A 23326-nucleotide genomic window follows, 5' to 3' on the forward strand; every position below is an offset into this window, starting at 1 on the left:
TCAGGCCGCGTCGTCGCGGTAGATGCCGACGACCGGCGCTTCACCGACGCGCGCGTAGCCGCGGTACATCCCTTCGGTGTTGAACGGCATCGCGACGTTGCCGTGCGCATCGACCGCGACGAGCCCGCCGCGGCCGGCGAGGCGCGGCAGCTTGTTCATCACGACGTCGTGCGCGGCGTCGGCGAGCGACGCGCCGCGATAGGCGATCTGCGCGGCGACGTCATGCGCGGTCGCGAGGCGGATGAACATCTCGCCGGTGCCCGTCGACGAGACCGCGCAGGTCGCGTCGTCCGCATAGCAGCCCGCGCCGATGATCGGCGAATCGCCCACCCGCCCCGGCTGCTTGTTCGTGATGCCGCCGGTCGACGTCGCCGCCGCGATGTGGCCGTGCAGGTCGCACGCGACCGCGCCGACCGTGCCGAGCTTGCGGTCCGGATCGAGCGGCTCGGCCGGCTGCGCCTTGCCGAACGCGAACGTCGCCGCGTCGTGGTCGAGCATCGCGCCGGCCGCCGTGCGCGCCTTGAGCCACTGCGCATGGCGTGCCTCGGTGTCGAAGTAGCCGGGTTCCGCGAGTTCGAGCCCCTGCGCGGCCGCGAACGCATCGGCGCCCGCGCCGGCGAACAGCACGTGTTCGCTCGCCTCCATCACGCGCCGTGCGGCGAGCACGGGATTGCGCACGCGCGTCGCGCAGCAGATCGCGCCGGCGCCGAGCGTCGCGCCGTCCATGACCGCCGCGTCGAGTTCGTGCTTGCCTTCGGCCGTGTAGACGGCGCCGCGTCCGGCATTGAACAGCGGACAGTCCTCGAGCATCCGCACCGCGACGGTGACGGCATCGAGCGCGCTGCCGCCATCGGCCAGCACCTGCTGCGCGGCCTGCAGGATCGCGGTCAGTTCGGCCCGATACCGGCGTTCGGTGTCGGTATCCATCGCCTCGCGCAGGATCGTGCCTGCGCCGCCGTGAATCGCAACGATCGCGGGAGAATTCATGATTTTTTCGGACGTGAGGAAGGAGGATTGGCAGACGGCAGCGCCGCCTGCGGCTGCACGAGCCACGGCAGCAGGAATTCGGTCATCTCGGCAGCGGACTTCGCGGACCGGTGCGTGCGCAGCGCGACCGCGTCGATCAGCGCCTCGATCATCGTGAGCACGGCGGCTTCCGACGTGGCCGCGAAACGCCGTTCGGCCTTGACGTACAGGTTCAGCGACGCGACCGGCGCCAGCGGCGATTGCGGGCCGTCGGAAATGCCGAGTACGCGTGCGCCGCGCGCGGCCGCCCGGCGGACCAGTTCGATCGTGTCCTTCACGTAGCGCGGAAACGCGAGCGCGATCACGAGATCGCGCGAATCGGCCGTGTACAGGCGCCGCGCCGCGTGCGACGGCCCGCCGAGCAGCGCGAGCGACTGCACGTTGTCGTGGCACACGGACAGCCCGTGCTCCATCAGCCCGCTGAGAAACGCGCTCGACCCGGCGCCGAGGATCAGCACGCGCCGCGCGCCGACGATCGCCTCGACCGCGGCCTCGACATCGGCCGCATCGAGTTGCGCGCGCGTGCTCTGGATGTTGGCGGCAGCCTGGTCGAATACCGCGTCGATCCATGCCGCGCCGCGTACGCCGGGCTCCTGCTCCTGCGCGGAACGCAGCCGTTCGACCGGCCCGAGCGTCGCTTCGAAGCCGCGCACGAGCGCCGCGCGCATCGCCGGATAGCCGTCGAAACCGAGCGCCTTCGCGAAGCGGTTCGCGGTCGCGATCGACGCACTCACGGCCTGCGCGAGTTCGTCGATCCGCATCGTCGCCGCGCGAAACGGGTTCGCGAGCACGAATTCGCCCATGCGCCGGTGAATCGGCGTCATCAATGGCATCGCCGACGCGATCCGCTCGGCGATCGCGGGTTCGTCGTGAATGGCGTCGTGCGAAACGAGAGGCGTCATGCGAAGGGTCGTTGCAAGGATGGTGAAAATCAATTTACACAATCCTTGTCCCGGAAAAAAATTAATTTTCATCAGGGTTGCCACGCCCTGTCGGACGTCCGCCGAGCACCGTGCCGTCGCCGAGCCCCGCCGCGCGGGGCTCGGCACGCGAGCGCCGTCCATGTTCGCGCACCGCCGCCGTCCGCTCACCGGGAAAACCCCGATCATGTTCGTTCGAATGCAAATTGGCGTTGACCTGATTCGAATTCGAACATAGGATGCTCGAAAATGATCAGTCGTCAGATAACAACCGCATCCAACAGCGACAGAATTTTCGCTCGAACCGCGTAGTTTCGATAAAAGACGATGGAAAGTGGCGGTCACAATGATCGGACATCGTACAAATAAGGTAAAAAAGCCTTCCTGACCGGACGGCTCGCATGGATCAAGACAGGCTTTGCATGCCTGCCCTGCCCAACAGGAGACAGCAGTGAAAACAGTCAAGGCATTGCGCTGGTGGATCATCGTGCTCGTGTGTCTCGGCACGATCCTCAACTACCTCGCACGGAATTCCCTCGCGGTGCTCGCGCCCGAGTTGAAGCAGGTGTTCGCGATCTCGACGCAGCAGTACTCGTACATCGTCGGCGCGTTCCAGATCGGCTACACGATCATGCAGCCGGTGTGCGGATTCATCGTCGACCTGATCGGGCTGCGGCTCGGGTTCGCGCTGTTCGCGATGCTGTGGTCGATCGTCGGCGTCGCGCATGGTTTCGCGTCGGGCTGGCTGTCGCTCGGCATCCTGCGCGGCTTCCTGGGGCTGTTCGAGGCCGCCGCGATTCCGTCGGGGATGAAGGCCGTTGCCGAATGGTTTCCCGACCGCGAGAAGTCCGTCGCGGTCGGCTACTTCAATGCGGGCACGTCGCTCGGCGCCGCGATCGCACCGCCGCTCGTCGTGTTCCTGTCGATGCGGTTCGGCTGGCAGGCCGCGTTCATGGCCACCGGCGCGCTCGGGTTCGTGTGGGCCGCGCTCTGGTACACGCAGTACCGGTCGCCGGCCGATCATCCGCGCATCACGCCGCGGGAGCGCGCGCTGATCCGCGACGGCCAGGCGACGATGCCGCCCGTGTCGAAGCGCCGCATCCGCGACGTCGTCACCGCACGGCGCTTCTGGGCCATCGCGCTGCCGCGCTTCTTCGCCGAACCGGCATGGCAGACCTTCAGCTTCTGGATTCCGCTGTACCTCGCAACCGAGCGCCACATGCCGCTCACGCAGATCGCGATCTTCGCGTGGATGCCGTTCCTCGCGGCCGACGCCGGCGGCATCGCGGGCGGCTACCTGTCGCCGTATCTCGCGAAACGCTTCAGGCTGCCGCTCGTGTGGTCGCGCGTCGCCGGCGTCGCGCTCGGCGCGGTGCTGATGCTCGGGCCCGCGATGATCGGCCTCGTCTCGTCACCGTACACGGCCATCGCGCTGTTCTGCGTCGGCGGCTTCGCGCACCAGATGATCTCCGCGCTCGTCAACACGCTGTCGGCCGACGTGTTCGATTCCGAGGAAGTCGGCACCGCGAGCGGCTTCGCGGGAATGGCCGCGTGGATCGGCGGGCTCGGTTTCTCGCTGCTGGTCGGCGCGCTCGCCGACAAGATCGGCTACGCGCCGCTGTTCGCGTGCCTCGGCCTGTTCGACATCATCGGCGTCACGTTGCTCGCGGTACTGATCCGCGGGCAGTCGAAGCAGGAACGCCTGCTCGCACAGCACGCCTGACATTTGCCCTCACCAGGAATCGCATCCATGACTTCGCTCCTTCATCCGCCCGTGTTCCGCGTTTCCGGCAAGCATGCGAACCGCGTGCTGCTCGCGTCCGATGCGGGTGCCACCGTCGAGATCTTCGTGCTCGAGGACGACATCGTGCGCGTACGCGTGCTGCCCGACGCCACGGCGCACAACCCGCGCACGTGGACGATCGCGCCGGGCCTCGACGACGTGCCGCTCGACGGACGCGATCGCCTCGACCTCGACGGCTTCGCGCTGCCCGCCTTCACCCTCGTCGAGGACGACGACGGCCTGCACCTCGAGACCGCGCAGATCCGGCTCGCCGTGCGCTGGCAAGGCGGCCATTGCACGTGGTCGATGCGCGGCGCGGACGGTGCGTGGAGAGTCGCGCTGGCCGACCGCTCGACGCAGGCCTACAACTTCGGCTGGTGGGACGACCGCGCATATCACTACGTCGCGCGCGAACGCGGCGACAAGGTATTCGGCCTCGGCGAACGCGCGGGCGAGCTCGACCGCACGGGCGCGCGCTTCGAGATGCGCAACATCGACGCGATGGGCTACAGCGCGAAACATACCGACCCGCTGTACAAGCACATCCCGTTCTACATCACGTGGTCGCCGGACGCCTGCCAGGGCTTCGGGATGTTCTACGACACGCTGTCGGACTGCTCGTTCGACATGGGCCGCGAACTCGACAACTATCACGGCCCATACCGCTATTTCGTCGCCGAACACGGCGATCTCGACTACTACTTCATCGCGTCGCCCGACACGCCGCTCGCGGCCGCGCGGCGCTTCACGTGGCTCACCGGGCGCCCCGCGCGCGTGCCGAAATGGGGGCTCGGCTATTCGGGCTCGACGATGAGCTATACCGACGCGCCGGACGCGCAGCAGCAGATGAACCGGTTCGTCGAGCAGTGCGATGAGCACGACATTCTGTGCGATTCGTTCCACCTGTCGTCGGGCTATACGTCGATCGGCGCCAAGCGCTACGTGTTCAACTGGAACCGCGACAAGTTCCCCGACGCGAAGGGCTTCGTGAAGCACTACCGCGACCACGGCATCCGCCTGTGCGCGAACATCAAGCCGTGCCTGCTGCGCGACCATCCCGCCTTCGACGACGCCGCGCAGCGCGGGCTGCTGATCCGCTCGGCCTCCGGCGAGCCTGCGTGGGTGCAGTTCTGGGACGAGGTCGGCGCGTACCTCGACTTCACGCAGCCGGACGCGTACCGCTGGTGGCGCGAGCAGGTCACGTCGGCGCTGCTCGAGTACGGGATCGAATCGACCTGGAACGACAACAACGAATACGAGATCTGGTCGCCCGACGCGCTCGCGCACGGCTTCGGCCAGCCGTTCCCGGCGCGCGAGGCGAAGGTGCTGCAGACGATGCTGATGATGCGCGCGTCGCGCGAAGCGCAGCGCGCCCATGCGCCGGCGCAGCGGCCGTTCCTCGTGTCGCGCTCCGGTGGCGCCGGCATGCAGCGCTACGTGCAGACCTGGTCCGGCGACAACCATACGTCGTGGGAAACGCTGCGCTACAACCTGAAGATGGGGCTCGGGCTCGCGCTGTCGGGCGTGTCGAACATCGGCCACGACATCGGCGGCTTCTCCGGCCCCGCGCCGTCGCCCGAGCTGCTGCTGCGCTGGGTGCAGTTCGGCATCTTCATGCCGCGCTTCAGCATCCATTCGTGGAATGACGACGGCACCGTCAACGAGCCGTGGATGTATCCGGAGATCACCGCGCAGATCGCGTCGCTGATCAAGCAGCGCTACCGGCTGCTGCCTTACCTCTATCACCTGCTGTGGCTGTCCACGACGCGCTACGAGCCCGTGCTGCGGCCGACCCTCGCCGATTTTCCCGGCGATGCGCGCTGCTACGACGCGTGCGACGACATGATGCTCGGCGACGCGCTGCTGGTCGCGCCGGTCGTCGATCCCGGCCAGACCGAGCGCACGGTGTACCTGCCGTCGGGCGCGCGCTGGATGTGCTGCGCGAGCGCGCAGGCGTTCGACGGCGGCTCGAGCGTGACGCTGCCCGCACCGCTCGACACGCCGGTGATGCTGCTGCGCGAAGGCCGCGTACTGCCGCTGAACGTCGCGGAGCAGCATTTCGGCGCACGTGCCGACGCGCGCGGCTTCCTCGTCGCGCCGCGCGTCGAGGACGGCGTCGCGTACGGCGAATGCGTCGAGGACGACGGCGAAACGGAAGCCTGGCGCGACGGCGAATACGGACTGTGGCGGATCGAAACCGGCCGCGAGGCGTCGGGCGTGCTCGGCGTGTCGGTCCGCTGGGACGGCCGGCCGGGCCGCCCGGCCGAACGCGTCGAGATCCTGCTGCCCGCGTCGCTGCAGGGCCCCGTCGCCGTGCGCGGCGCGCGCGTCGAGCAGGACGCGCCGCACGGCGCATGGCGCCGCCTCGTCGTCGCGCTCGACGACTGAAGCACACCCGATCGGGCGGGCCGTTCGCACGGTCCGCCGCCCGCCACAGAGGAGGCGCTCCAGCCTCCCGCCCCGTTGAAAAGATGAAGAGATCCGGAGATCGACAATGAAAGCACCCGTCAACCGCTATGCAATCCTGATTTTATCAGCCGCGTCGCTCGGCGCGACCGCCGCCCGCGCACAGAGCAGCGTGACGCTGTACGGCGTCGTGGACGATTCGATCGCGTACGTGAACAACCAGCAGGGCCACTCGAACATCTACATGCGCGACGGCAACCTGTATGCCTCCAAGTTCGGGCTGCGCGGCGACGAGGATCTCGGCGGCGGCACGCATGCGATCTTCGACCTGCAGTCCGGCTTCAACCTGAATACCGGCGCGCAGGCCGCCGCCGGCACGATCTTCAACCGCCAGGCATTCGTCGGCCTGCGCAACGAGCACTACGGCACGCTGACGGCCGGCCGCCAGTACACGCCCTACTTCCTGTTCGTCGGCCCGTATGCGTCGAGCAGCTGGCTGACCGGCGCGACCGGCGCACATCCGGGCGACATCGACGGCCTCGACACGACGATCCGCGTGAACAATTCGGTTACCTATACGTCGCCGAGCTTCGCCGGGCTGACCGCGAGCGCGATGTACGCATTCGGCGGCATTGCCGGCGCGACCGGCAAGGGCAACACGTTCAGCGCCGCGCTGCGCTATGCGAACGGGCCGATCGGGATCGCGGCCGGCTACCTGCGGATCAACAGCTCGGGCTCGTCCGCCGGCTTCCTGAACCCGGCCACGGCGGCGTCGGGCAGCTTCGCGGTATCCGTGTTGAACCAGGGCTACCTGACCGCGAAGGCCGTCGAGCAGGTCGCGGCGGCGGGTAACACCACGCTCGGCAACCTGACGATGGGCGTCAACTACTCGAACGTGAAGTACCTGCCCGGCAACGGCTCGGCGTTTGCCGACACGGCCGTGTTCAATACCTACGGCGCGCTCGCCGCGTACCGCTTCACGCCGACATTCTCGGTGGCCGGCGCGTTCGCGTACACGCTCGCGTCGAAGGCGAACGGCGTCGCGAGCGCGGCCCGCTACCAGCAGTACTCGCTGAAGGAGTCGTACAGCCTGTCGAAGCGCACGACGCTCTATGCGCTGCAGGCCTATACGCATTCGAGCGGCCAGACGCTCGGCGCGCAAGGCGCCGGCCATATCGTCGACGCGGCGCCGATCGTCGGCGATTCGCAGCAGCTCACACCGTCGACCACGCACGGCCAGTTCGTCGGCATGGCCGGCATCGCCGTCACGTTCTGAACCTGCCCGGCAGCGCCTTCAGCGCGCTGCCGCCGCCCCGGACGATGCGCATTCCGCATGCGCCGTCCGGGCGCCAGATGGACGTTCGCCACGGCGTTTTTCGCACGCCGCCAGTCCACCCGGCGAACCGCGCCGGTTTTCTCGATCGCCCCGATACCTTACAATTCGTCAGGTTGATCCCTTCTGCATGCCCCTTCTTGCAGTCCTGACACCGCGGTACACTCGACGCACGCCGTACCAGGGTCCGACGCGCGACGTGCGCGCCGGACGGCGTCGCGCCTCGTTGCGCCCACAACTGGATGCCCGCCATGCCGGATTCCCGCCCCTCGCCCCGCACGACGTTCAAGCCTCAGGTCGTCCTGCCCGCACTCGCCGTGATCGGCGCGCTGCTCGTCGTGTGCGCACTGCGCCCGAGCGAAGCCGGCGCGCTGTTCTCCGCCGGCCAGCAATGGGTCATCGCACGCTTCGACTGGTTCTACGTGCTCGCCGTCACCGGCTTCCTCGTGTTTCTCGTGCTGATCGCCGCCAGTGGCTTCGGCAACATCCGCCTCGGCCCCGACGATGCCGAACCCGAATTCAGCTTCGTCTCGTGGACGGCCATGCTGTTCGCGGCAGGCATGGGCATCGGCCTCATGTACTTCGGCGTCGGCGAGCCGATGCAGCATTTCCTGAAGCCGCCGACCGCCGACCCCGGCACGCCCGCCGCCGGGCAGGAAGCGATGCTGATGACCTTCTTCCACTGGGGCTTCCATGCGTGGGCGATCTACGGGCTGATGGGGCTCGTGCTCGCGTACTTCGGCTTTCGCTACAACCTGCCGCTGACGCTGCGCTCGGGGCTGTACCCGGTGCTGCGCGAGCGCATCAACGGCTGGATCGGCCACACCGTCGACGCGTTCGCGCTGGTCGGCACGGTCGCCGGCATCGCGACGACGCTCGGCTACGGCGTGATGCAGCTGAGCGCGGGCCTGCAAACGGTCGGCGGCTGGGACACCGGCAGCAACGTGTTCCGCATCGGGCTCGTCGCGGTCGTCGTGATCCTCGCCGGCGTGTCGGCCGCGACGGGCCTCGACAAGGGCGTGCGACGGCTGTCCGAGCTGAACCTGCTGCTCGCGTTCCTGCTGCTCGCCTTCGTGGTCGTCGCGGGCCCGACGCTGTTCCTGTTCCGCGCGCTCGGCGACAACATCGGCCAGTACCTGTCGCATCTCGTCGAGCTGTCGTTCCGCACCTATGCGTACGCGCCGCCGCGCGAGGAAGGCTGGTTCGGCGGCTGGACGATCCTCTACTGGGCATGGTGGGTGTCGTGGTCGCCGTTCGTCGGCATGTTCATCGCGCGCATTTCGCGCGGCCGCACGATCCGCCAGTTCGTGATCGGCGTGCTGCTCGTGCCGACCGCGTTCAACCTCGTGTGGATGACCGTGTTCGGCAACAGCGCGATCTGGCTCGATACACACGGCGCGGCCGGCGCGCTCGCGCAGACGGCCGCCAACGTCGATGCGCTGCTGTTCCGCTTCTTCGATTTCCTGCCGTTCCCGCAACTGCTGTCGATCGCCGCGATCGTGCTGATCGCGGTGTTCTTCGTCACGTCCGCCGATTCCGGCGCGTTCGTGATCGACCAGATCGCGACGCGCGGCAACGCGCACTCGCCCGTGTGGCAGCGGCTGTTCTGGGCCGCGCTGCTCGGCGTGACGGCCGCGGTGCTGCTCGTCGCCGGCGGGCTTGGCGCGCTGCAGGCGATGACGCTGATCGCCGCGCTGCCGGTCGCGATCATCATGCTCGCGCTGTGCTACGGGCTATGGCGCGGGCTCGCGGCCGACCGCGCGCACTATTCGCAGGATGTCGCACCCGCGACGAGCTTCTGGACCGGCCAGCACTGGCGCCACCGGCTGACACACATCCTGCGGCAGACGACCGAGGCCGAGGCGCGCCAGTGCGTCGCGGAAACGGTCGAGCCCGCGCTGCGCAAGGTCGCCGACGAGCTGCGCGCGAGCGGCGTCGATGCGCTCGTGCGGCGCGACAGCGACGATGCGGTGCGGCTCACCGTGCCGACCGCCGAGCATCGCGACTTCGTGTACGGCGTGCGCGTGACGGCGAAATCCACGGCTGCGTTCCTCGTGCGCGAGGCTGCCGAGCCCGATGCGGCCCGCGAGCACGTGTACGGGATCGTCACGTTCTTCGAAGACGGCCGGCTCGGCTACGACGTCGAATACCTGCGCGGCGACGAGGTGATCGCCGACGTGCTGCGCCAGTACGAACGCTACGTGTCGCTCGCCGCCGACTCACGGACGCATCTGCTGAGCCGTGCGCCCGGACATGCGACGGAGGCCGAATGAGTACTTGCGCGGCACGCGTCGTTTCGCCGTATCGCCCCGCCACGCCCGACGGAGCGTCGCGATGAACGCACTCCTGCAAAGCCGCTCCGCCGACCTCGTCGCGCTCGGCACGCTCGCGCTGCTGTATCTCGGCGGCGCCGGCATCGCGATGTGGCGAATCCGCGCCGCGGCGCCGCGCGGCAAGATCTACTGGATCGTCTGCATGGCACTGCTGTCGGGCGGCGCCGTCGCAATGGGCGGCAACCTGTCGCCCGTGCCGGACACCGGTGAAATGCCGCCCGGTTTCGCGCTCGGCGTCGAGGCCGTCCTGCTCGGCCTCGCGCTGGTGGCCGGCGGTTGCGCGTGGTTGATGCTGCGCGCGAGGAAACGCTGACACGCACGCATCGCGCGGCGCGGTTTCCTCACGCGTGAACGGCAGCGCGCGAGCGGACCGGCGCGCGACCATGCGCCCGACGCCGTCTTGTCGCCACTACGTCACGCCGACGGCACGCGCGCCGTCACGAGCCAGCACGCCGCATCGAAGCGCACCTCCGCGCCGTGCACGTAACGCTCGAACGCGGCACGCACCGCATCGACCACGCGCCGCCGCGTCGCTTCGTCCGTCTCCAACAACGCAAGGCCCACCGGGCCCAGCCGCGCGATGTAGTCGTCCAGCGCAGGCTCGGGCAACACGCACGCCCTGTCGACCGGCTCGATCGCGACGTCGGCCCAGCCGCTGTCCGACAATGCCGCCGCAATCCGCTGCCGGTCGCCGAACGCGAACTGACCCGGCGCACCGGGTTGCCGGGCGGGCAAGTTCGGCAGCAATGGTGCAGCCGCCCGCTCGGCCGTCGTCATGAACGGGTTCTCGGCCGCGCTGCGCCATGCGACGAACCGCATCAGCGCGTCCGGCCGCGCCGCTTGCCGCAGGTTCGCGAATGCGCGAACCGGATCGTCGAAGAACATCACGCCAAGACGCGACACGATCAGGTCGACACTCGCGGGCTCGAACGCATGCGTCTGCACGTCCGCGCACACGAAGCGGGCGGGCACGCCGCAGCGTTCGGCGCGCGCCCGCGCGGCGTCGATCATCCGCGCCGAGATGTCGATGCCCGTGCAGTGCGCATCCGCGCCGAGCCGCCGCGCGATCGCGAGCGTGACCGCCCCCGTGCCGCAGCCGACGTCGAGCACGCTGCGCGCGGACGATGCGGCCGCCGCGTCGGCGAGCAGCGTCTCGAACGGTTCGAACATCCGGTCCATCGGCGCCTGCGCGTCCACCCATGCGCGCCCCGACGGGCCGTTCCATAGCGCGGATTGCGCTTCGTTGGGCCGGTTGGCTTCCATCGTCGATTCTCCTTCTGGTTCATGGATGATGCACCGGACTGTGCTGCTTCAAGCCAGCTTGAGGTCAAGCCCCCGGCAGCGATGCCTGCCCATGAGCGAGAACCGTGTCGCACGCTGTTTTTTCACATTTCTTACATTCACGCTGCGTATCGTTGACGACTTTCCTACGGTGCCTCCCATGCGACGATTCCTCACGCGCGCCCAGCTCGTGCGCTGCGCGCCCCTTGTTGCCCTCGCCGCGCTGTCCGCGTGCTCGAATCACATCGATACGCCGGACGATCCGGCCAGCGCATCGGTCAACGTCCAGGCCGCATGGGTCGAGATCGGCGATGCGAACCAGGCGATCGCGCGCGTCATCTCGAACTACACGCCCGCGTCGGCCAGCGATCCGCTGTGCCCGCAACTGACCGTCGACGGCAAGCTGTCGCGCATGGCGCTGCGCGCGGGCGCCGCCACGCCGGCCCAGCGGCCGACCGCCAGCGATCCGGCCGATTCGAAACCGTCGAGCTTCCCGGTTTCCGTGTGCGAAACGACGCTGCCGGGCGGCGCGCAGGCGGCAAGCGTCGCGGGCCGCACGCTGCCGCTGCCGAAAGCGCAGCCGCAGCGCATCGCGATCATCGCCGACACGGGCTGCCGGATGAAGAAGGCCGACAACGCATGGCAGGCGTGCAACGATGCAGCGGTGTGGCCGCTCGACACGATCGCGGCCAGCGTCGCGAAGCTGTCGCCCGATCTCGTGCTGCACGTCGGCGACTACCACTATCGCGAGAACGCCTGCCCGCCGGATATCGCCGGCTGCAAGAACAGCCCGTGGGGCTACGGCTGGGATACGTGGCAAGCCGACCTGTTCCGCCCGGCCGCGCCATTGCTCGCGAAGGCGCCGTGGGTCGTCGTGCGCGGCAACCACGAGGAATGCGCACGCGCGGGCCAGGGCTGGTTCCGCTTCCTCGACCCGCGCCCGTATTCGGCCGCCCGCTCGTGCGACGATCCGGCCAACGACAACAACGCGAACTATTCGGAACCCTATGCGGTGTCGCTCGGCGGCGGCTCGCAGGTCATCGTGTTCGACACCGCGAAGGTCGGCCGCACGCCGCTCAAGACGACCGACGCGCAATTCGGCATCTACCAGAAGCAGTTCCAGACCGTCGCGTCGCTCGCGTCGAAGGCCGGCATGACGACGACGATCTTCACGAACCATCACCCGATCCTCGCGTTCGCGCCGATCGCCGGCAGCACGCCCGCGCCGGGCAACCTCGCGCTGCAGTCGGTGATGTCGAGCCTCAACGCGCAGGCCTACTACCCGCCGGGCGTGCACGTCGCGCTGCACGGCCACGTACACGACTTCCAGGCGATCAACTTCTCGTCCGGGCACCCGGCGACGATCGTGTCCGGCAACGGCGGCGACAACCTCGACGTCGCGCTGCCCGACCCGTTCCCGGCCGGCCTGACGCCCGCGCCGGGCGCCGTGATCGAGCGGCTGTCGCACAACAACAGCTTCGGCTTCCTGATCATGGAACGCCGCGCGGCGCCCGCGACGGGCTGGGTGTTCCATGCGTACTCGGCGGCCGGCAAGCTGCTCGCGTCGTGCGACCAGTCGGGCACGACGCTCGCCTGCGACAAGACGGGGTTCATCGCGCCGTGAGTGAAGGCGTTCGATGCAACGGCCGCGCGGTGCGCGGCCGGCAATTGCGGCACACGCTTGCGGCCACGCTGCTCGCCGGTCTGGCGCTCGCGGCCCACGCCGCGCCGGCCGAAACGGTACTGCTCCCCGGCGCGCCGCCGTCGCGCGTCGTCGGCACGATCGGCAACGGCACGCCACAGGTAACGGGCAAGATCGATGCGGCCACCGCACGCTTCGCGCCCGACCCGACGCTCGTCGCGCTCGGCCGCCGGATCTTCTTCGACCCGCGGCTGTCCGAGCCGCGCGGCATGTCGTGCGCGGGCTGCCACGATCCGGGCCGCGCGTTCGCGCCGACGCTGTCGGCTGCGTCGCTCGCCGGCCCCGGCGTGCCGGAAGGCAGCCGGCCCGGGCGCTTCAGCCGGCGCAACGCGCCGTCGCTGCTCTATGTGCGCTACGTGCCGCGCCGCCACTTCTACCAGGACGACGACGCGCCCGCGCCGTCGCCGTTCGGCGGCCTGTTCAGCGACGGCCGCGCGGATACGCTCGCCGAGCAGATTCGCGGGCCGCTGTTCGATCCGAACGAGATGAACAACCGGTCGCCGGCCGCGCTGCTGCGCAAGGTCGATGCGACCGAACTCGCGCCGGATCTCGCCGCGCGCTTCGGTGCGCCGGTGCGGCGCGATCCCGAGCAACTGGTGCGCGCGCTCGGTTCGGCCGTCGAGGCGTATCTGCAGAGCGACGAAATGGCGCCGTTCACGTCGCGCTTCGACGCGTTCCTGCGTACCCGCAAGCCGCTCGCGCCGGCCGAGATGCGCGGCCTCGCGCTGTTCCGGAATCCGGACAAGGGCAACTGCATGACCTGCCATACGCTGTCGGACACGTCGAGCCGCCCGGAACGCTCGCTGTTCACCGATTTCGGCTACGACGCGATCGCGGTGCCGCGCAACCGTGCGCTGCCGGCGAACCGCGATCCGCGCCATTTCGACAACGGACTGTGCGACACCGCGCGCCGGCTGCGCTGGCCCGAGCCGACGCAGTGGTGCGGCTACCTGCGCACGCCGGGGCTGCGCAACGTCGCGGTCAAGCAGACGTTCATGCACAACGGCGTGTTCACGACGCTGCGCGACGCGGTCGCGTTCTACAACACGCGCTCGACCGATCCCGGATTCTGGTACCACGGCGCCAACACGTTCGACGACGTGCCGGCCGCCTATCGCGGCAACATCAACGCCAACTCGACGCCGATGAACCGCCGGCCCGGGACGCCGCCCGCGCTGACCGACGCGGAAATCGACGACATCGTCGCGTTCCTCGGCACGCTGACCGACGCGCGATATACGGCGGTTGCGGCCCCCGTCGCCCCCGTCGCCCGGATCGCGCGAACCACCACACCGGCGCGTTGACCCGGCCGGATGGCCAATCGCATCGGCATCCGCTTGCGGTCGGCGCAAACACTGGTTATATTTACAGTACTGTATTTATGAACAGTGAGGTGCGCGATGGAACATCTGGTCCGTATCGTCAACGAAGCCGATCGCCAAGTGCTGGCATGGCTTCGCGCCCAGGTCGGCGATGCCCGCGTCGAGCGCGCGGCTCGCCAGCTCGGGCATACGCGCAAGCCCTTCCCGTCCGCCGTATGCCGGTATCTGGGCATGAGCGCGCCGGCCACGCTGCGCCAGGCCGACCGTCCGCGCGCCGCACGCGATTTCTCGGTCGGCGATCGTTACCTGTCGCTGATCCGCCAGCACCTCGCCACGCACTCGGCCAGCCGATGAAATGGCGGCGGCTTGCCGCGGCGGCGCGTCGGCAAGCCGCCGCGCCCGCGTATTCGCCAGTCCGGCCGGCCGCCGCTGCGCTTACGCTGCCGCCGTGGCTTCCCGTACGAGGCGGCCGAGCGTTTCGAACGCCGCTTCGTGCGCCGCATCGAACACGCGCGTGCAGGCCAGCCGGATATAGCCGTCGAAGCGGTCGGAATTCGAGAAGATCGAACCGGGTGCGATCCTGATCCGCTGCGCCAGCGCGGCATCGAACAGCGCCTCGGAGCGCACGCCGTCCGGCAATGCGATCCACAGCAGCATCCCGCCCTGCGGCTGGTTCATCCGCGTGCCGGCCGGGAAATGTCGCGCGATCGCGTCGATCGTCACGTCGCGCTGCACGCGCAATTGCGCACGAAACCGGTGCAGGTGGCGGTCGAACGCCCCCGAGCCGACGAATTCGGCGGCCACGGCCTGCAGCAGCGCAGCGTTGTGCCGGCTTTGTGCGAACTTCAGCATCCTCACGCGCGCCTGCCAGCGCCCCGCGCTCATCCAGCCGAGCCGCATTCCGGGCGCCAGTACCTTGTTGAACGACGGGCAGTAGATCACCGTGCCATCGCGGTCCCATGCCTTGACCGGCTTGACCGTCTGTGGCCCTTCGACGAGTTCGCGATACGGCTCGTCCTCGATCACGGCCACACCGTGGCGCGAGCACAGCGCGACGAGCGCGGCCTTGCGCTCGTCCGGCATCACACAGCCGAGCGGGTTCTGCAGGTTCGGCACGACGACCACGGCCCGAATGTCCGGATACGCGGCCAGCGCCACTTCAAGCGCCTCGATCGACAGCCCGGTCGTCGGGCTCGCCGGGATTTCGAGCGCACGCAGGCCGAGACTTTCGAGCAACTGGATCAGGCCGAAGAAGGCCGGCGATTCGATCGCGATCGTGTCGCCGGGGCGCGCCACCGCGCGCAACGCGAGATTCACGGCATCGACGCCGCCGCTCGTCGACAACACGTCATCCGGTGTCACCGCCACGCCGTACGACAGCGCGCGTTTGGCCATCGTCTGCCGAAATTCGGGCGAACCGCCGCCGGGCCCCGCATCGGTCAGCAACGTGGGCTTGCGTCGCAGCAGCCGGATCGCCAGCGCCTGCAGGCGGTCAGCCGGATACAGCGTGGCGAGCGCGGACGCGCCGCCGAGATTCAACGCGTCGGTCACCGCGTTCGCGCGGTCGATCACGTGCGACACGCGTTCATGCAGGCCCGCGAACGGCGGCTCGACGCGCAACGGCGGCCCGTCGCTTTCCGGCAGCGTGGCGAGTGCAGCCGCCGCGCGGCGCCGCACGAAGTAGCCCGAGCGCGGCCTGGCCTCGCACCAGCCCGTATCCTCGAGCCGCCGGAACGCCTGGGTCGCGGTCGACAGGCTTACGCCGTGCTGCGCCATGAACGCGCGCACCGACGGCATCCGGTCGCCGGGCGACAGCGTGCCGGCCGCGATGATGCGGCGGTAATGCTCGGCGAGCCGTTCGTAAAGCGGCTCACCGTCCAGCGGCAATGGCGTGCGGGATGCGTTGGCAAAAGGCGTCATCGGACGATCGTGCCCGCGCCGCCAAGCGCACGCCAGATACAGATCGGGAGAAAACCCACCGATACAGCAATACGAAATCGCCGCCTGCACCGCAACAGATTCCCGTCCCCTGGATCTGTCGTGTCCGCACCTGTTTCCCTAACCTGATTGCACGCTATCGCTTCGCCATCGCGAGGCCGCGCAACCGGAGCAACCGGGAAAAGGAATCGCCATGCGGACGCAACACATCCGGCTCGACGCCGGGCAAAGCCACTTTGCGTGGTTCGACAAGGGCAGCCAGGTGATCGTGCTGGACGGTGCGCTTGCAGTCACGTTGCGTCACGGCGGGCTCGACTGGCTGCCCGACGCGCCGCAATACATCCGTCGCGTGCTCGACGAAGGCGAATGTCTGACATTCGAGACGGCCGGCCACGTGGCGTTGTCGGCCGGCGGTTCCGGCGTGGTCAGTACGACGGTCGTGGCGCCTGCAAACCCGAGAGGCTTGCTCGGGGCGTGGCGCGGAATCCTGGGCCGGCTGTCAGGGCGAGTGCGCGGTGGCCATCACGTGCGGGAGCATTCCTGATATCGCGACTTGCTACGTCGCGGCAAACGCCGGACAGCCGCCCATCATCGCAACAACTGACGAACGCATCCTGCTCCTGCCATCCTTAGCCGCAGACGCCACCACGGCCGCCGCCACCAGCCCGGCATGCGGCGGCCGTCACCTCAATGCGCGTTCCGGCGCCGCTCGACCCATTCGAAAATCGCCATCCCGGCCAGCATCGCGACAACGAACGCGATCCCCTTGGCCGACCCGAAGCCGATCGATACGATCGCGGGCCCCGGACAGAACCCCGCCATCCCCCAGCCGATGCCGAACACCGCACTGCCTGCAACCAGGCGCACGGTGATTGCCCGCCCCGCCGGCAACCGGATCGGCAGGCCAAGCCACGACAGCGTCCGGCGCTTCGCCCACGCGAACGCGAACACGGCCACGCCCGTCGCGCCGGCCATCACGAACGCGAGCGACGGATCCCAGCGGCCGGCCAGGTCGAGAAAGCCGAGCACCTTCTGCGGATTGGCCATGCCCGACACGATGAGGCCGACGCCGAACAGCAGCCCGCCCAGAAACGCGAATCCTGCCTGCATGTCAGCCTCCCACCACGTGCAGCCGCACGAAGACGGTCACGAAGCCCGCGACCATGAAGGTCGCCGTCGCGACCACCGAGCGCAGCGCACCGCGCGACATCCCGCACACGCCGTGGCCGCTCGTGCAGCCGCCCGCGTACCGCGTGCCGATGCCGACCAGCAGGCCGGCCACCAGCAATTCAGGCCAGCCCGCGTCGACCTGCGGCGTCAGCCCGGCTCCGGCGACCCGCATCACGACCGGCGCGACGATCATCCCGCCGACGAACGCGATGCGCCAGTCGCGCTCGCCCGCCCCCGCCGTCAACAAACCGCCGACGATCCCGCTGATGCCGGCAATCCGGCCGTTGAACGCGATGAGCCACGCGGCCGCGAGCCCGATCAGCACGCCGCCGGCCAGCGACAGCCACGGCGTGAAATGAAGCGCATCAAGCTGCATCGCGCGCCCCCTTCGCGGCCGCGCCGCAGAACTGTTCGTACAGCACGCCCATCACCGCGATCACGGCCGGGCTGTCGAGCGAATAGTGGATGTTCTTGCCGTCGCGGCGCGTACGGACCAGCGCGTTGTCCCGCAACACGCCGAGCTGCTGCGACAGCGTCGGCTGGCGGATGTCCAGCCGCGTTTCGAGATCGCTGACGCAGCGCTCGCCCTGCGACAGCTCGCACAGCAGCAGCAGCCGGTCGGGATTCGACAGCACCTTGAGGAGCGCGCAGGCCGATTCGGCGGCGGCGCGCATCTGATCGGGCTCGGGCAACCCGGCGGGAAGAGCATCGTTCATCGGGGCAGGATTTCAATTAACGAATCAATATTATATAAATTTATATAATATTGCATCCCGCCGCGCGTCCGCTGACGCCGCTGCCGCCCGCCCTCGCTCAGGCCTGCTCGCCCGCCACGCCATCGACACCCGCCGCCCGCGCCGCTTCGGCGCGCACCATGCCAAGCACCAGCACCGCGATCGCCGCAATCGCGCACGGTGCGGCCACGACGGCAAACGCGGTCGACAGCGGCACGCCCATCGCCAGCATCGCGCCACCCGCCATCGATCCGACGACCGAACCGCCACGGCCGATCCCGTTCGCCCAGCTCACGCCGGTGGTCCGGCACGCCGTCGGATAGAACGCGGCCGACAGCGCATTCGCGCCGACCTGCGAACCCGACACGCAGAAACCGGCCGCGAACACGGCCAGCGCGGCCCCCCACGGCGACGCGGCAAACACGCCGATCGCCGCGACGAAGAGGCCGGCCGCCGCATAGCTGCAGGCCAATACGCGATGCGGGTCGAAGCGATCCATCAGCCCGCCGAGGACGATCGCGCCGAGCGTGCCGCCGACCTGGAACATCGCGGTCACGCGCGCGGCTGTCTGCAGCGTTGCACCGGTCGTGCGCAGCAGCGTCGGCAGCCAGCTCGACAGCAGGTAGATGACGAGCAGGCTCATGAAGAACGTCAGCCACAGCAGCAACGTGCCGCGCAGCAGGTCGGCATCGAACAGCCGGCCGAGCGGCGACCCGGCCGGCTTGCCGCCCGGCGCGACGAACGATGCGTGCGCGAGGTGCGGATCCGGCGCGATGCGGCCGAGCATCGCCGCGATCCGCGCGGCTGGCGCGTTGCGGTTGACGAGATAGCGCACCGATTCCGGCAGCCGCCAGGCGAGCACCGGCAGGAGCAGCAGCGGCGCGGCGCCGCCGACCACGAGCACCGAGCGCCAGCCGTGATGCTCGATCAGCGACGCGGCGGCGAGCCCGCCGAGCGCGGAGCCGATCGTGAAGCCGCAGAACATCGTCGTCACCAGCAGCGAGCGGCGGCGCGCCGGGCAGTATTCGGACGTCAGCGTGATCGCGTTGGGCATCGCGCCGCCGAGCCCGAGGCCGGTCAGGAAGCGCCACACGATCAGCTCGGCCGGGCCGCCCGCGCTTGCCGACGCGGCACTCGCGATGCCGAAGCACGCCACGCACGCGAGCAGCAGGCGCTTGCGGCCGAACCGGTCGCCGAACGGCCCGAACACGAGCGCGCCGGCCATCAGCCCGGCCAGCCCCGCGCCGAACACGGGCGCCAGCTGCGCGGGCGACAAGCCCCATTCCGCACGAATGACGGGCGCGATGAAACCGATCGATGCGGTGTCGAACCCATCGATCGCGACGATCAGAAAGCACAGAACGACGATCGCGGCCTGAAACGGCGCCACGCGATGCCGGTCGATCCATTCGCTGACGTCGATGGACAGCGTATCGGCCATGATGGTGTCTCCTCCAGGAAGGCGGTCGCGCGTCGTATGTCGTTGAAATGCGCGCCGCCGGATTCGGGCTGAACGGATGCGTTACGCGACCGTCTTCAGGCAATCCTCCGCGCGCCAGCCGTGCAGCCAGTCGAGCGCGTCGTAGAACCGCGCCTGCGTGCGGCCGACCCAGAGCCCGTTGCGCACCTGCCGCTCGACGCCTTGCGCGTGATAGATCCGCCCCATTTCCCGGGCCGAATACAGCACGCGCGCGGTACGCGGAATCCGCACGCGCTCGTACAGCGCGAACGCCGCCTCGAAATCGCCGTCGGTCCGTGCAACGGCTGCGCCGAGCGTCACCGCATCCTCGAGCGCCTGGCATGCGCCCTGCGCGATGTACTGCGTCATCGGATGCGCGGCGTCGCCGAGCACCGTCGCGCGGCCCGCGCTCCAGCGCTCGACCGGATCGCGGTCGGCGGTCGCCCAGCGCTTCCAAGACGTCGGCCGGTCGAGCATCTGCTTCGGCAGCGGATGAATGCCGTCGAAGTACGACAGCACTTCTTCCTTGCTGCCCTCGCGCACGCCCCAGGTTTCCTGCTCGCGGCTGTGGAACGTGACGACGAGGTTGTACTGCCGCCCGCCGCGCAGCGGATAGTGAACGAGATGGCAATGCGGGCCGGCCCACACGACCGGCGCATTGATCTGCAGATCCTTCGGCATGTGGTCGACGTCGACCACCGCGCGATACACGACGTGGCCCGTCACGCGATGTTCATCGCCGATCAGCGCCTGACGGATCGCGGATTTCACGCCGTCGCAGCCGATCACCGCATCGGCACGATAGCGTTCGCCATGCTGGTCGATCACGGTCACGCCGTTGCCGTCCTGCTCGAAGCCGCACACCTGCGTGCTCGTCCGGAACTCGATCAGCGGGTGATCCTTCACGGCCTCGTAGATCGACAGATGGATGTCCGCGCGATGGATCACCGCATACGGATTGCCGAAGCGCTCACGGTACGCGGCGCCCGTATCGATGCGCGCGACCTCGCGTGCATCGATCGCATCCATCAGTTGCAGCCAGTCGGTGAACACCGCGCGGCCGCGTGCGGCCTCGCCGACACCCAGCGCGTCGAGCGCGTTGAATGCGTTCGCCGCGAGCTGGATTCCCGCGCCGATCTCGCCGATCTGCCCGGCCTGTTCGAGCAGCTTCACGCGGATGCCCTGGCGCGCGAGCGCCAGAGCCGCCGCCAGCCCGCCGATACCGCCGCCGATCACGAGTACGCGCCGGCCGTTGTTGTGTGTCTCGCCCATCTCTGTCTCCTGCTTCGTGTTATGCGACGTAATCCGGTTGCCGCTGCGGCTGCGCGGCGTCGAAAGCCGGCTCGTGGCGCGCGTGTTCGAACACCGCGAGGCAGCGCGGATAAGCGCTCAGGTCGCAATCCATCCGCAACGCGTTCGCGACCTGCGGCACGAGGCATACGTCGGCAAGCGTCGGCGTGGCGCCGAAGCACCACGGGCCCTCGTCCGCGCGGGCCAGCAGCCGCTCGACGCCGGCCATCCCTTCCGCGATCCAGTGGCGGTACCACGCGGTCTTCTGCTGCGGCGTGACCTTCAGCGCGCTGTCGAGATAGCGCAGCACGCGCAGGTTGTTGACGGGGTGGATGTCGCACGCGATCAGCGCGGCCAGTTCCAGCACGCGTGCCCGGCGGCGCGGTTCGAGCGGAATCAGGCGAGGCGTCGGCTGGATCTGGTCGAGGTAATCGAGGATCGCGAGCGACTGGCCGAGACGGAAATCGCCGTCGACCAGCGCCGGCACCGCCGCCGATGGATTCACCTGCGCGACGTAAGCGGCGTCGCGATGCTCGCCGGTGCGGATATTCACGGGCAGCGTGTCGTACGGCAACCCTTTCAGCGCGAGCGCGATGCGCACCCGGTAGGATGTCGAACTGTTGAAGAAGCTATGCAGTTGCACGATGTGACCTTTCGGGGCAAGCGCGTCAGACCACGCGCACGGTCAGTTCGCCGAGACGCTCGACGCCGACCTTCATCACGTCGCCGGCCACCACCGCGCCGACACCTTCCGGCGTACCCGTGAAGATCACGTCGCCCGGTTCGAGGCGGAAGAACTTCGACAGGTCAGCCACCGTCTCCGCGACCGACCAGATCAGGTGCGACACGTCGCTCCGCTGCTTCGTCGCGCCATTGACGGTCAGCCACAGGGCGCCCTGCTCGAAATGACCGACGTCGCTTGCCGGATGCACGGGCCCGATCGGCGCCGAGCGGTCGAACGCCTTGCCGATTTCCCACGGACGGCCCATCTCGCGCATCTTCATCTGCAGGTCGCGGCGCGTCATGTCGAGGCCGACCGCATAGCCCCACACGTGTTCGAGCGCATGCTCGAGCGGAATGTCCGAACCGCCCTTGCCGATCACCGCGACGAGTTCGGCTTCGTAGTGATAGTTCTGCGTCTGCGACGGATACGCGAGTTCGAGCATTTCGCCGTACGCGACCGGCACGATCGAATCGGCCGGCTTGCAGAAGAAGAACGGCGGCTCGCGATCGGGATCGAAGCCCATTTCACGCGCATGGGCCGCGTAGTTGCGGCCGACGCAATAGACGCGGCGTACTGCGAATCGGGCATCGCTGCCGGCGACGGGCAGCGCGACGGGCGCTTCGGGCGGGAAAACGAAAGTCATGAACGGCTCCAGCGTAGGCATGAATGAAGGCGTGCGCCGCCACGACGGCACACGGCACACGGAAAACGGAAAACGGAAAACGGATCGTCGAACGCGGGCGGTATCAATCGCGCGCTTCGCGCAGCAGGTTCAGCGCGGACAGCACGGGCCGGTCGGAATAGCTGAACAGCACGCTGTCGGACGATGCCGACAGCCGCACCGGCGCCCACGACGGCGCGACGAAGATGTCGTGCGGCTCGAACGCGAATGCGTTGCCGCCGATGTGTGCGGTGCCGGCGCCTTCGACGACGCAGTAGACCGTCGCGTCGGTGCTGCGGTACGTACGGCCGTCGAAACCGGCGGGCAGGAACTGCATGAAGGTGGCGATGGTCGGCATCGGCCAGCCGCCGGTCGCGGGGTTCACATAGCGCAGCTTCACGCCGTCCCACGCATCGAGCTCGCCGTTCCGGTACAGCGCGTCGAGCGCGTCGCGGGTGCGCGCATACGGATAGCTGAATATCGGCGACGTCGGGTCGCTCGCGCGATGCCGCACCGGCACCATGTTGTGACCGAAGCGCGCGAGGCTGTCGCCTTCCGGGCGATTCACGGGCTGCACGGCTTCCGGATAGTTCTCCGCGAAACCGGCATCGAGGCTCGCGACGAGCGGAATGTCGAGCCCGTCGAGCCACACGACCGGCTCGCCGCCCTCGTCCGCCGACGGATTGCCGTGGTCGTGCCACGCCCACGACGGCGTGATGATGAAGTCGCCCGGATGCATGGTCATGCGCTCGCCGTTCACGGCCGTCCATGCGCCGCGCCCTTCGACGATGAAGCGCAGCGCCGACTGCGTGTGCCGGTGGCTCGGCGCGATCTCGCCCGGCAGGATCAGTTGCAGCCCCGCGTACAGGCTCGGCGTCATGCTCGACTTGCCGGGCAGCCCCGGGTTCTCCAGCACGAGCACGCGGCGCACGGCTTCTTCCGCGCTGATCACGCTGCCGGCCTGCATCACGAGGTCGCGTACCTGCGCGTACTTCCAGATCGCGGCCTGCGCGGCCGGCTGCGGCGATTTCGGCACGAGGTTGTGCAGCGATTCCCACAGCGGCGCGAGGCGCTGCTCGGCGATCCGTGCGTAGTAGGCGGCGCGCGACGCGTCCGGTTGGGTCGTCATGATGTCTCCTTCGAGGCGGCCGATCGGCGTCGGCGCCGAGTCTGTCTGGTCGGGGACCGTGCTGCAGTCCGTGAGTGGATTTATATTCGACGCAGCCATACCCAGCAAAATGGTC

At 68.9% G+C, this 23326-nt stretch carries 21 protein-coding genes; 9 read left to right on the forward strand and 12 right to left on the reverse strand.

Annotated elements, in window-relative coordinates:
• Together AC5LXX_RS24860 and AC5LXX_RS24865 are read right to left on the reverse strand one after the other, a co-directional pair.
• Window positions 1-987, reverse strand: a complete 987-nt coding sequence (locus AC5LXX_RS24860; RefSeq protein WP_493411364.1) for an isoaspartyl peptidase/L-asparaginase family protein — start codon at window positions 985-987, stop codon at window positions 1-3.
• Window positions 984-1928 carry a MurR/RpiR family transcriptional regulator gene (locus tag AC5LXX_RS24865; protein ID WP_493411365.1) on the reverse strand — a complete coding sequence of 315 codons (945 nt, stop codon included), beginning with the start codon at window positions 1926-1928 and terminating at the stop codon, window positions 984-986. Before AC5LXX_RS24865 ends, AC5LXX_RS24860 begins: the two co-directional genes overlap by 4 nt.
• A 469-nt stretch (window positions 1929-2397) precedes the next feature.
• Between AC5LXX_RS24865 and AC5LXX_RS24870 the strand changes: the two genes are divergently transcribed.
• From AC5LXX_RS24870 to AC5LXX_RS24890, 5 genes are all read left to right on the forward strand, one after another.
• On the forward strand, window positions 2398-3669 hold the full coding sequence (locus AC5LXX_RS24870) for an MFS transporter (protein WP_124448034.1): 1272 nt from the start codon (window positions 2398-2400) through the stop codon (window positions 3667-3669).
• Between the two features lie 27 nt (window positions 3670-3696).
• Window positions 3697-6117 carry a glycoside hydrolase family 31 protein gene (locus tag AC5LXX_RS24875; protein ID WP_493411366.1) on the forward strand — a complete coding sequence of 807 codons (2421 nt, stop codon included), beginning with the start codon at window positions 3697-3699 and terminating at the stop codon, window positions 6115-6117.
• A gap of 106 nt (window positions 6118-6223) precedes the next feature.
• On the forward strand, window positions 6224-7411 hold the full coding sequence (locus tag AC5LXX_RS24880; RefSeq protein ID WP_493411367.1) for a porin: 1188 nt from the start codon (window positions 6224-6226) through the stop codon (window positions 7409-7411).
• 308 nt (window positions 7412-7719) lie between these two features.
• Complete coding sequence (locus AC5LXX_RS24885) at window positions 7720-9741, forward strand: BCCT family transporter (RefSeq protein ID WP_493411368.1); 2022 nt, start codon at window positions 7720-7722, stop codon at window positions 9739-9741.
• A 61-nt stretch (window positions 9742-9802) separates the two neighbouring features.
• Complete coding sequence (locus AC5LXX_RS24890; protein ID WP_493403359.1) at window positions 9803-10114, forward strand: hypothetical protein; 312 nt, start codon at window positions 9803-9805, stop codon at window positions 10112-10114.
• A gap of 101 nt (window positions 10115-10215) precedes the next feature.
• On the opposite strand, the gene AC5LXX_RS24895 is transcribed toward AC5LXX_RS24890, so the two are convergent.
• Entirely contained in the window at window positions 10216-11064 is an 849-nt protein-coding gene (locus AC5LXX_RS24895; protein WP_493411369.1) for a class I SAM-dependent methyltransferase, read from the reverse strand.
• 178 nt (window positions 11065-11242) lie between these two features.
• On the opposite strand from AC5LXX_RS24895, the gene AC5LXX_RS24900 reads away from it, so the two are divergent.
• The 3 genes from AC5LXX_RS24900 to AC5LXX_RS24910 all read left to right on the forward strand — a co-directional run bounded on the left by AC5LXX_RS24900 (window position 11243) and on the right by AC5LXX_RS24910 (window position 14460).
• Window positions 11243-12706 (forward strand): metallophosphoesterase family protein, encoded by a 1464-nt coding sequence (locus AC5LXX_RS24900; protein ID WP_493411370.1) that lies wholly within the window; start codon window positions 11243-11245, stop codon window positions 12704-12706.
• A gap of 68 nt (window positions 12707-12774) precedes the next feature.
• On the forward strand, window positions 12775-14088 hold the full coding sequence (locus AC5LXX_RS24905) for a cytochrome-c peroxidase (RefSeq protein WP_493413408.1): 1314 nt from the start codon (window positions 12775-12777) through the stop codon (window positions 14086-14088).
• Between the two features lie 96 nt (window positions 14089-14184).
• A complete protein-coding gene (locus AC5LXX_RS24910) occupies window positions 14185-14460 on the forward strand; it encodes a CppA family protein (RefSeq protein WP_034191604.1) in 276 nt (91 codons plus the stop codon).
• Window positions 14461-14541: 81 nt separating this feature from the next.
• On the opposite strand, the gene AC5LXX_RS24915 is transcribed toward AC5LXX_RS24910, so the two are convergent.
• Window positions 14542-16026 (reverse strand): aminotransferase-like domain-containing protein, encoded by a 1485-nt coding sequence (locus tag AC5LXX_RS24915; RefSeq protein WP_493411371.1) that lies wholly within the window; start codon window positions 16024-16026, stop codon window positions 14542-14544.
• A gap of 211 nt (window positions 16027-16237) precedes the next feature.
• Between AC5LXX_RS24915 and AC5LXX_RS24920 the strand changes: the two genes are divergently transcribed.
• Window positions 16238-16588 (forward strand): hypothetical protein, encoded by a 351-nt coding sequence (locus tag AC5LXX_RS24920; RefSeq protein ID WP_493411372.1) that lies wholly within the window; start codon window positions 16238-16240, stop codon window positions 16586-16588.
• A gap of 143 nt (window positions 16589-16731) precedes the next feature.
• Here AC5LXX_RS24920 and AC5LXX_RS24925 read toward each other — a convergent pair whose 3' ends face one another.
• From AC5LXX_RS24925 to gtdA, 8 genes are all read right to left on the reverse strand, one after another.
• Window positions 16732-17154, reverse strand: coding sequence for a DUF6691 family protein (locus AC5LXX_RS24925; RefSeq protein WP_493411373.1), 423 nt, complete (start codon window positions 17152-17154; stop codon window positions 16732-16734).
• Between the two features lies 1 nt (window position 17155).
• Window positions 17156-17590, reverse strand: coding sequence for a YeeE/YedE family protein (locus AC5LXX_RS24930; RefSeq protein ID WP_493411374.1), 435 nt, complete (start codon window positions 17588-17590; stop codon window positions 17156-17158).
• A complete protein-coding gene (locus AC5LXX_RS24935) occupies window positions 17580-17930 on the reverse strand; it encodes an ArsR/SmtB family transcription factor (protein WP_124448056.1) in 351 nt (116 codons plus the stop codon). Before AC5LXX_RS24935 ends, AC5LXX_RS24930 begins: the two co-directional genes overlap by 11 nt.
• A gap of 97 nt (window positions 17931-18027) precedes the next feature.
• Window positions 18028-19389 carry an MFS transporter gene (locus tag AC5LXX_RS24940; RefSeq protein WP_493411375.1) on the reverse strand — a complete coding sequence of 454 codons (1362 nt, stop codon included), beginning with the start codon at window positions 19387-19389 and terminating at the stop codon, window positions 18028-18030.
• An 81-nt stretch (window positions 19390-19470) separates the two neighbouring features.
• The gene (locus AC5LXX_RS24945; RefSeq protein ID WP_493411376.1) at window positions 19471-20679 is read right to left on the reverse strand and encodes a 3-hydroxybenzoate 6-monooxygenase; all 1209 of its coding nucleotides are present in this window, start codon (window positions 20677-20679) and stop codon (window positions 19471-19473) included.
• 19 nt (window positions 20680-20698) lie between these two features.
• Window positions 20699-21340 carry a maleylacetoacetate isomerase gene (gene maiA, locus AC5LXX_RS24950; protein WP_493411377.1) on the reverse strand — a complete coding sequence of 214 codons (642 nt, stop codon included), beginning with the start codon at window positions 21338-21340 and terminating at the stop codon, window positions 20699-20701.
• Window positions 21341-21365: 25 nt separating this feature from the next.
• On the reverse strand, window positions 21366-22064 hold the full coding sequence (locus AC5LXX_RS24955) for a fumarylacetoacetate hydrolase family protein (RefSeq protein WP_493411378.1): 699 nt from the start codon (window positions 22062-22064) through the stop codon (window positions 21366-21368).
• Window positions 22065-22167: 103 nt separating this feature from the next.
• On the reverse strand, window positions 22168-23211 hold the full coding sequence (gene gtdA / locus AC5LXX_RS24960; protein ID WP_493411379.1) for a gentisate 1,2-dioxygenase: 1044 nt from the start codon (window positions 23209-23211) through the stop codon (window positions 22168-22170).
• Window positions 23212-23326 lie beyond the last annotated feature (115 nt).

This window comes from Burkholderia torrens (genome assembly GCF_984668525.1).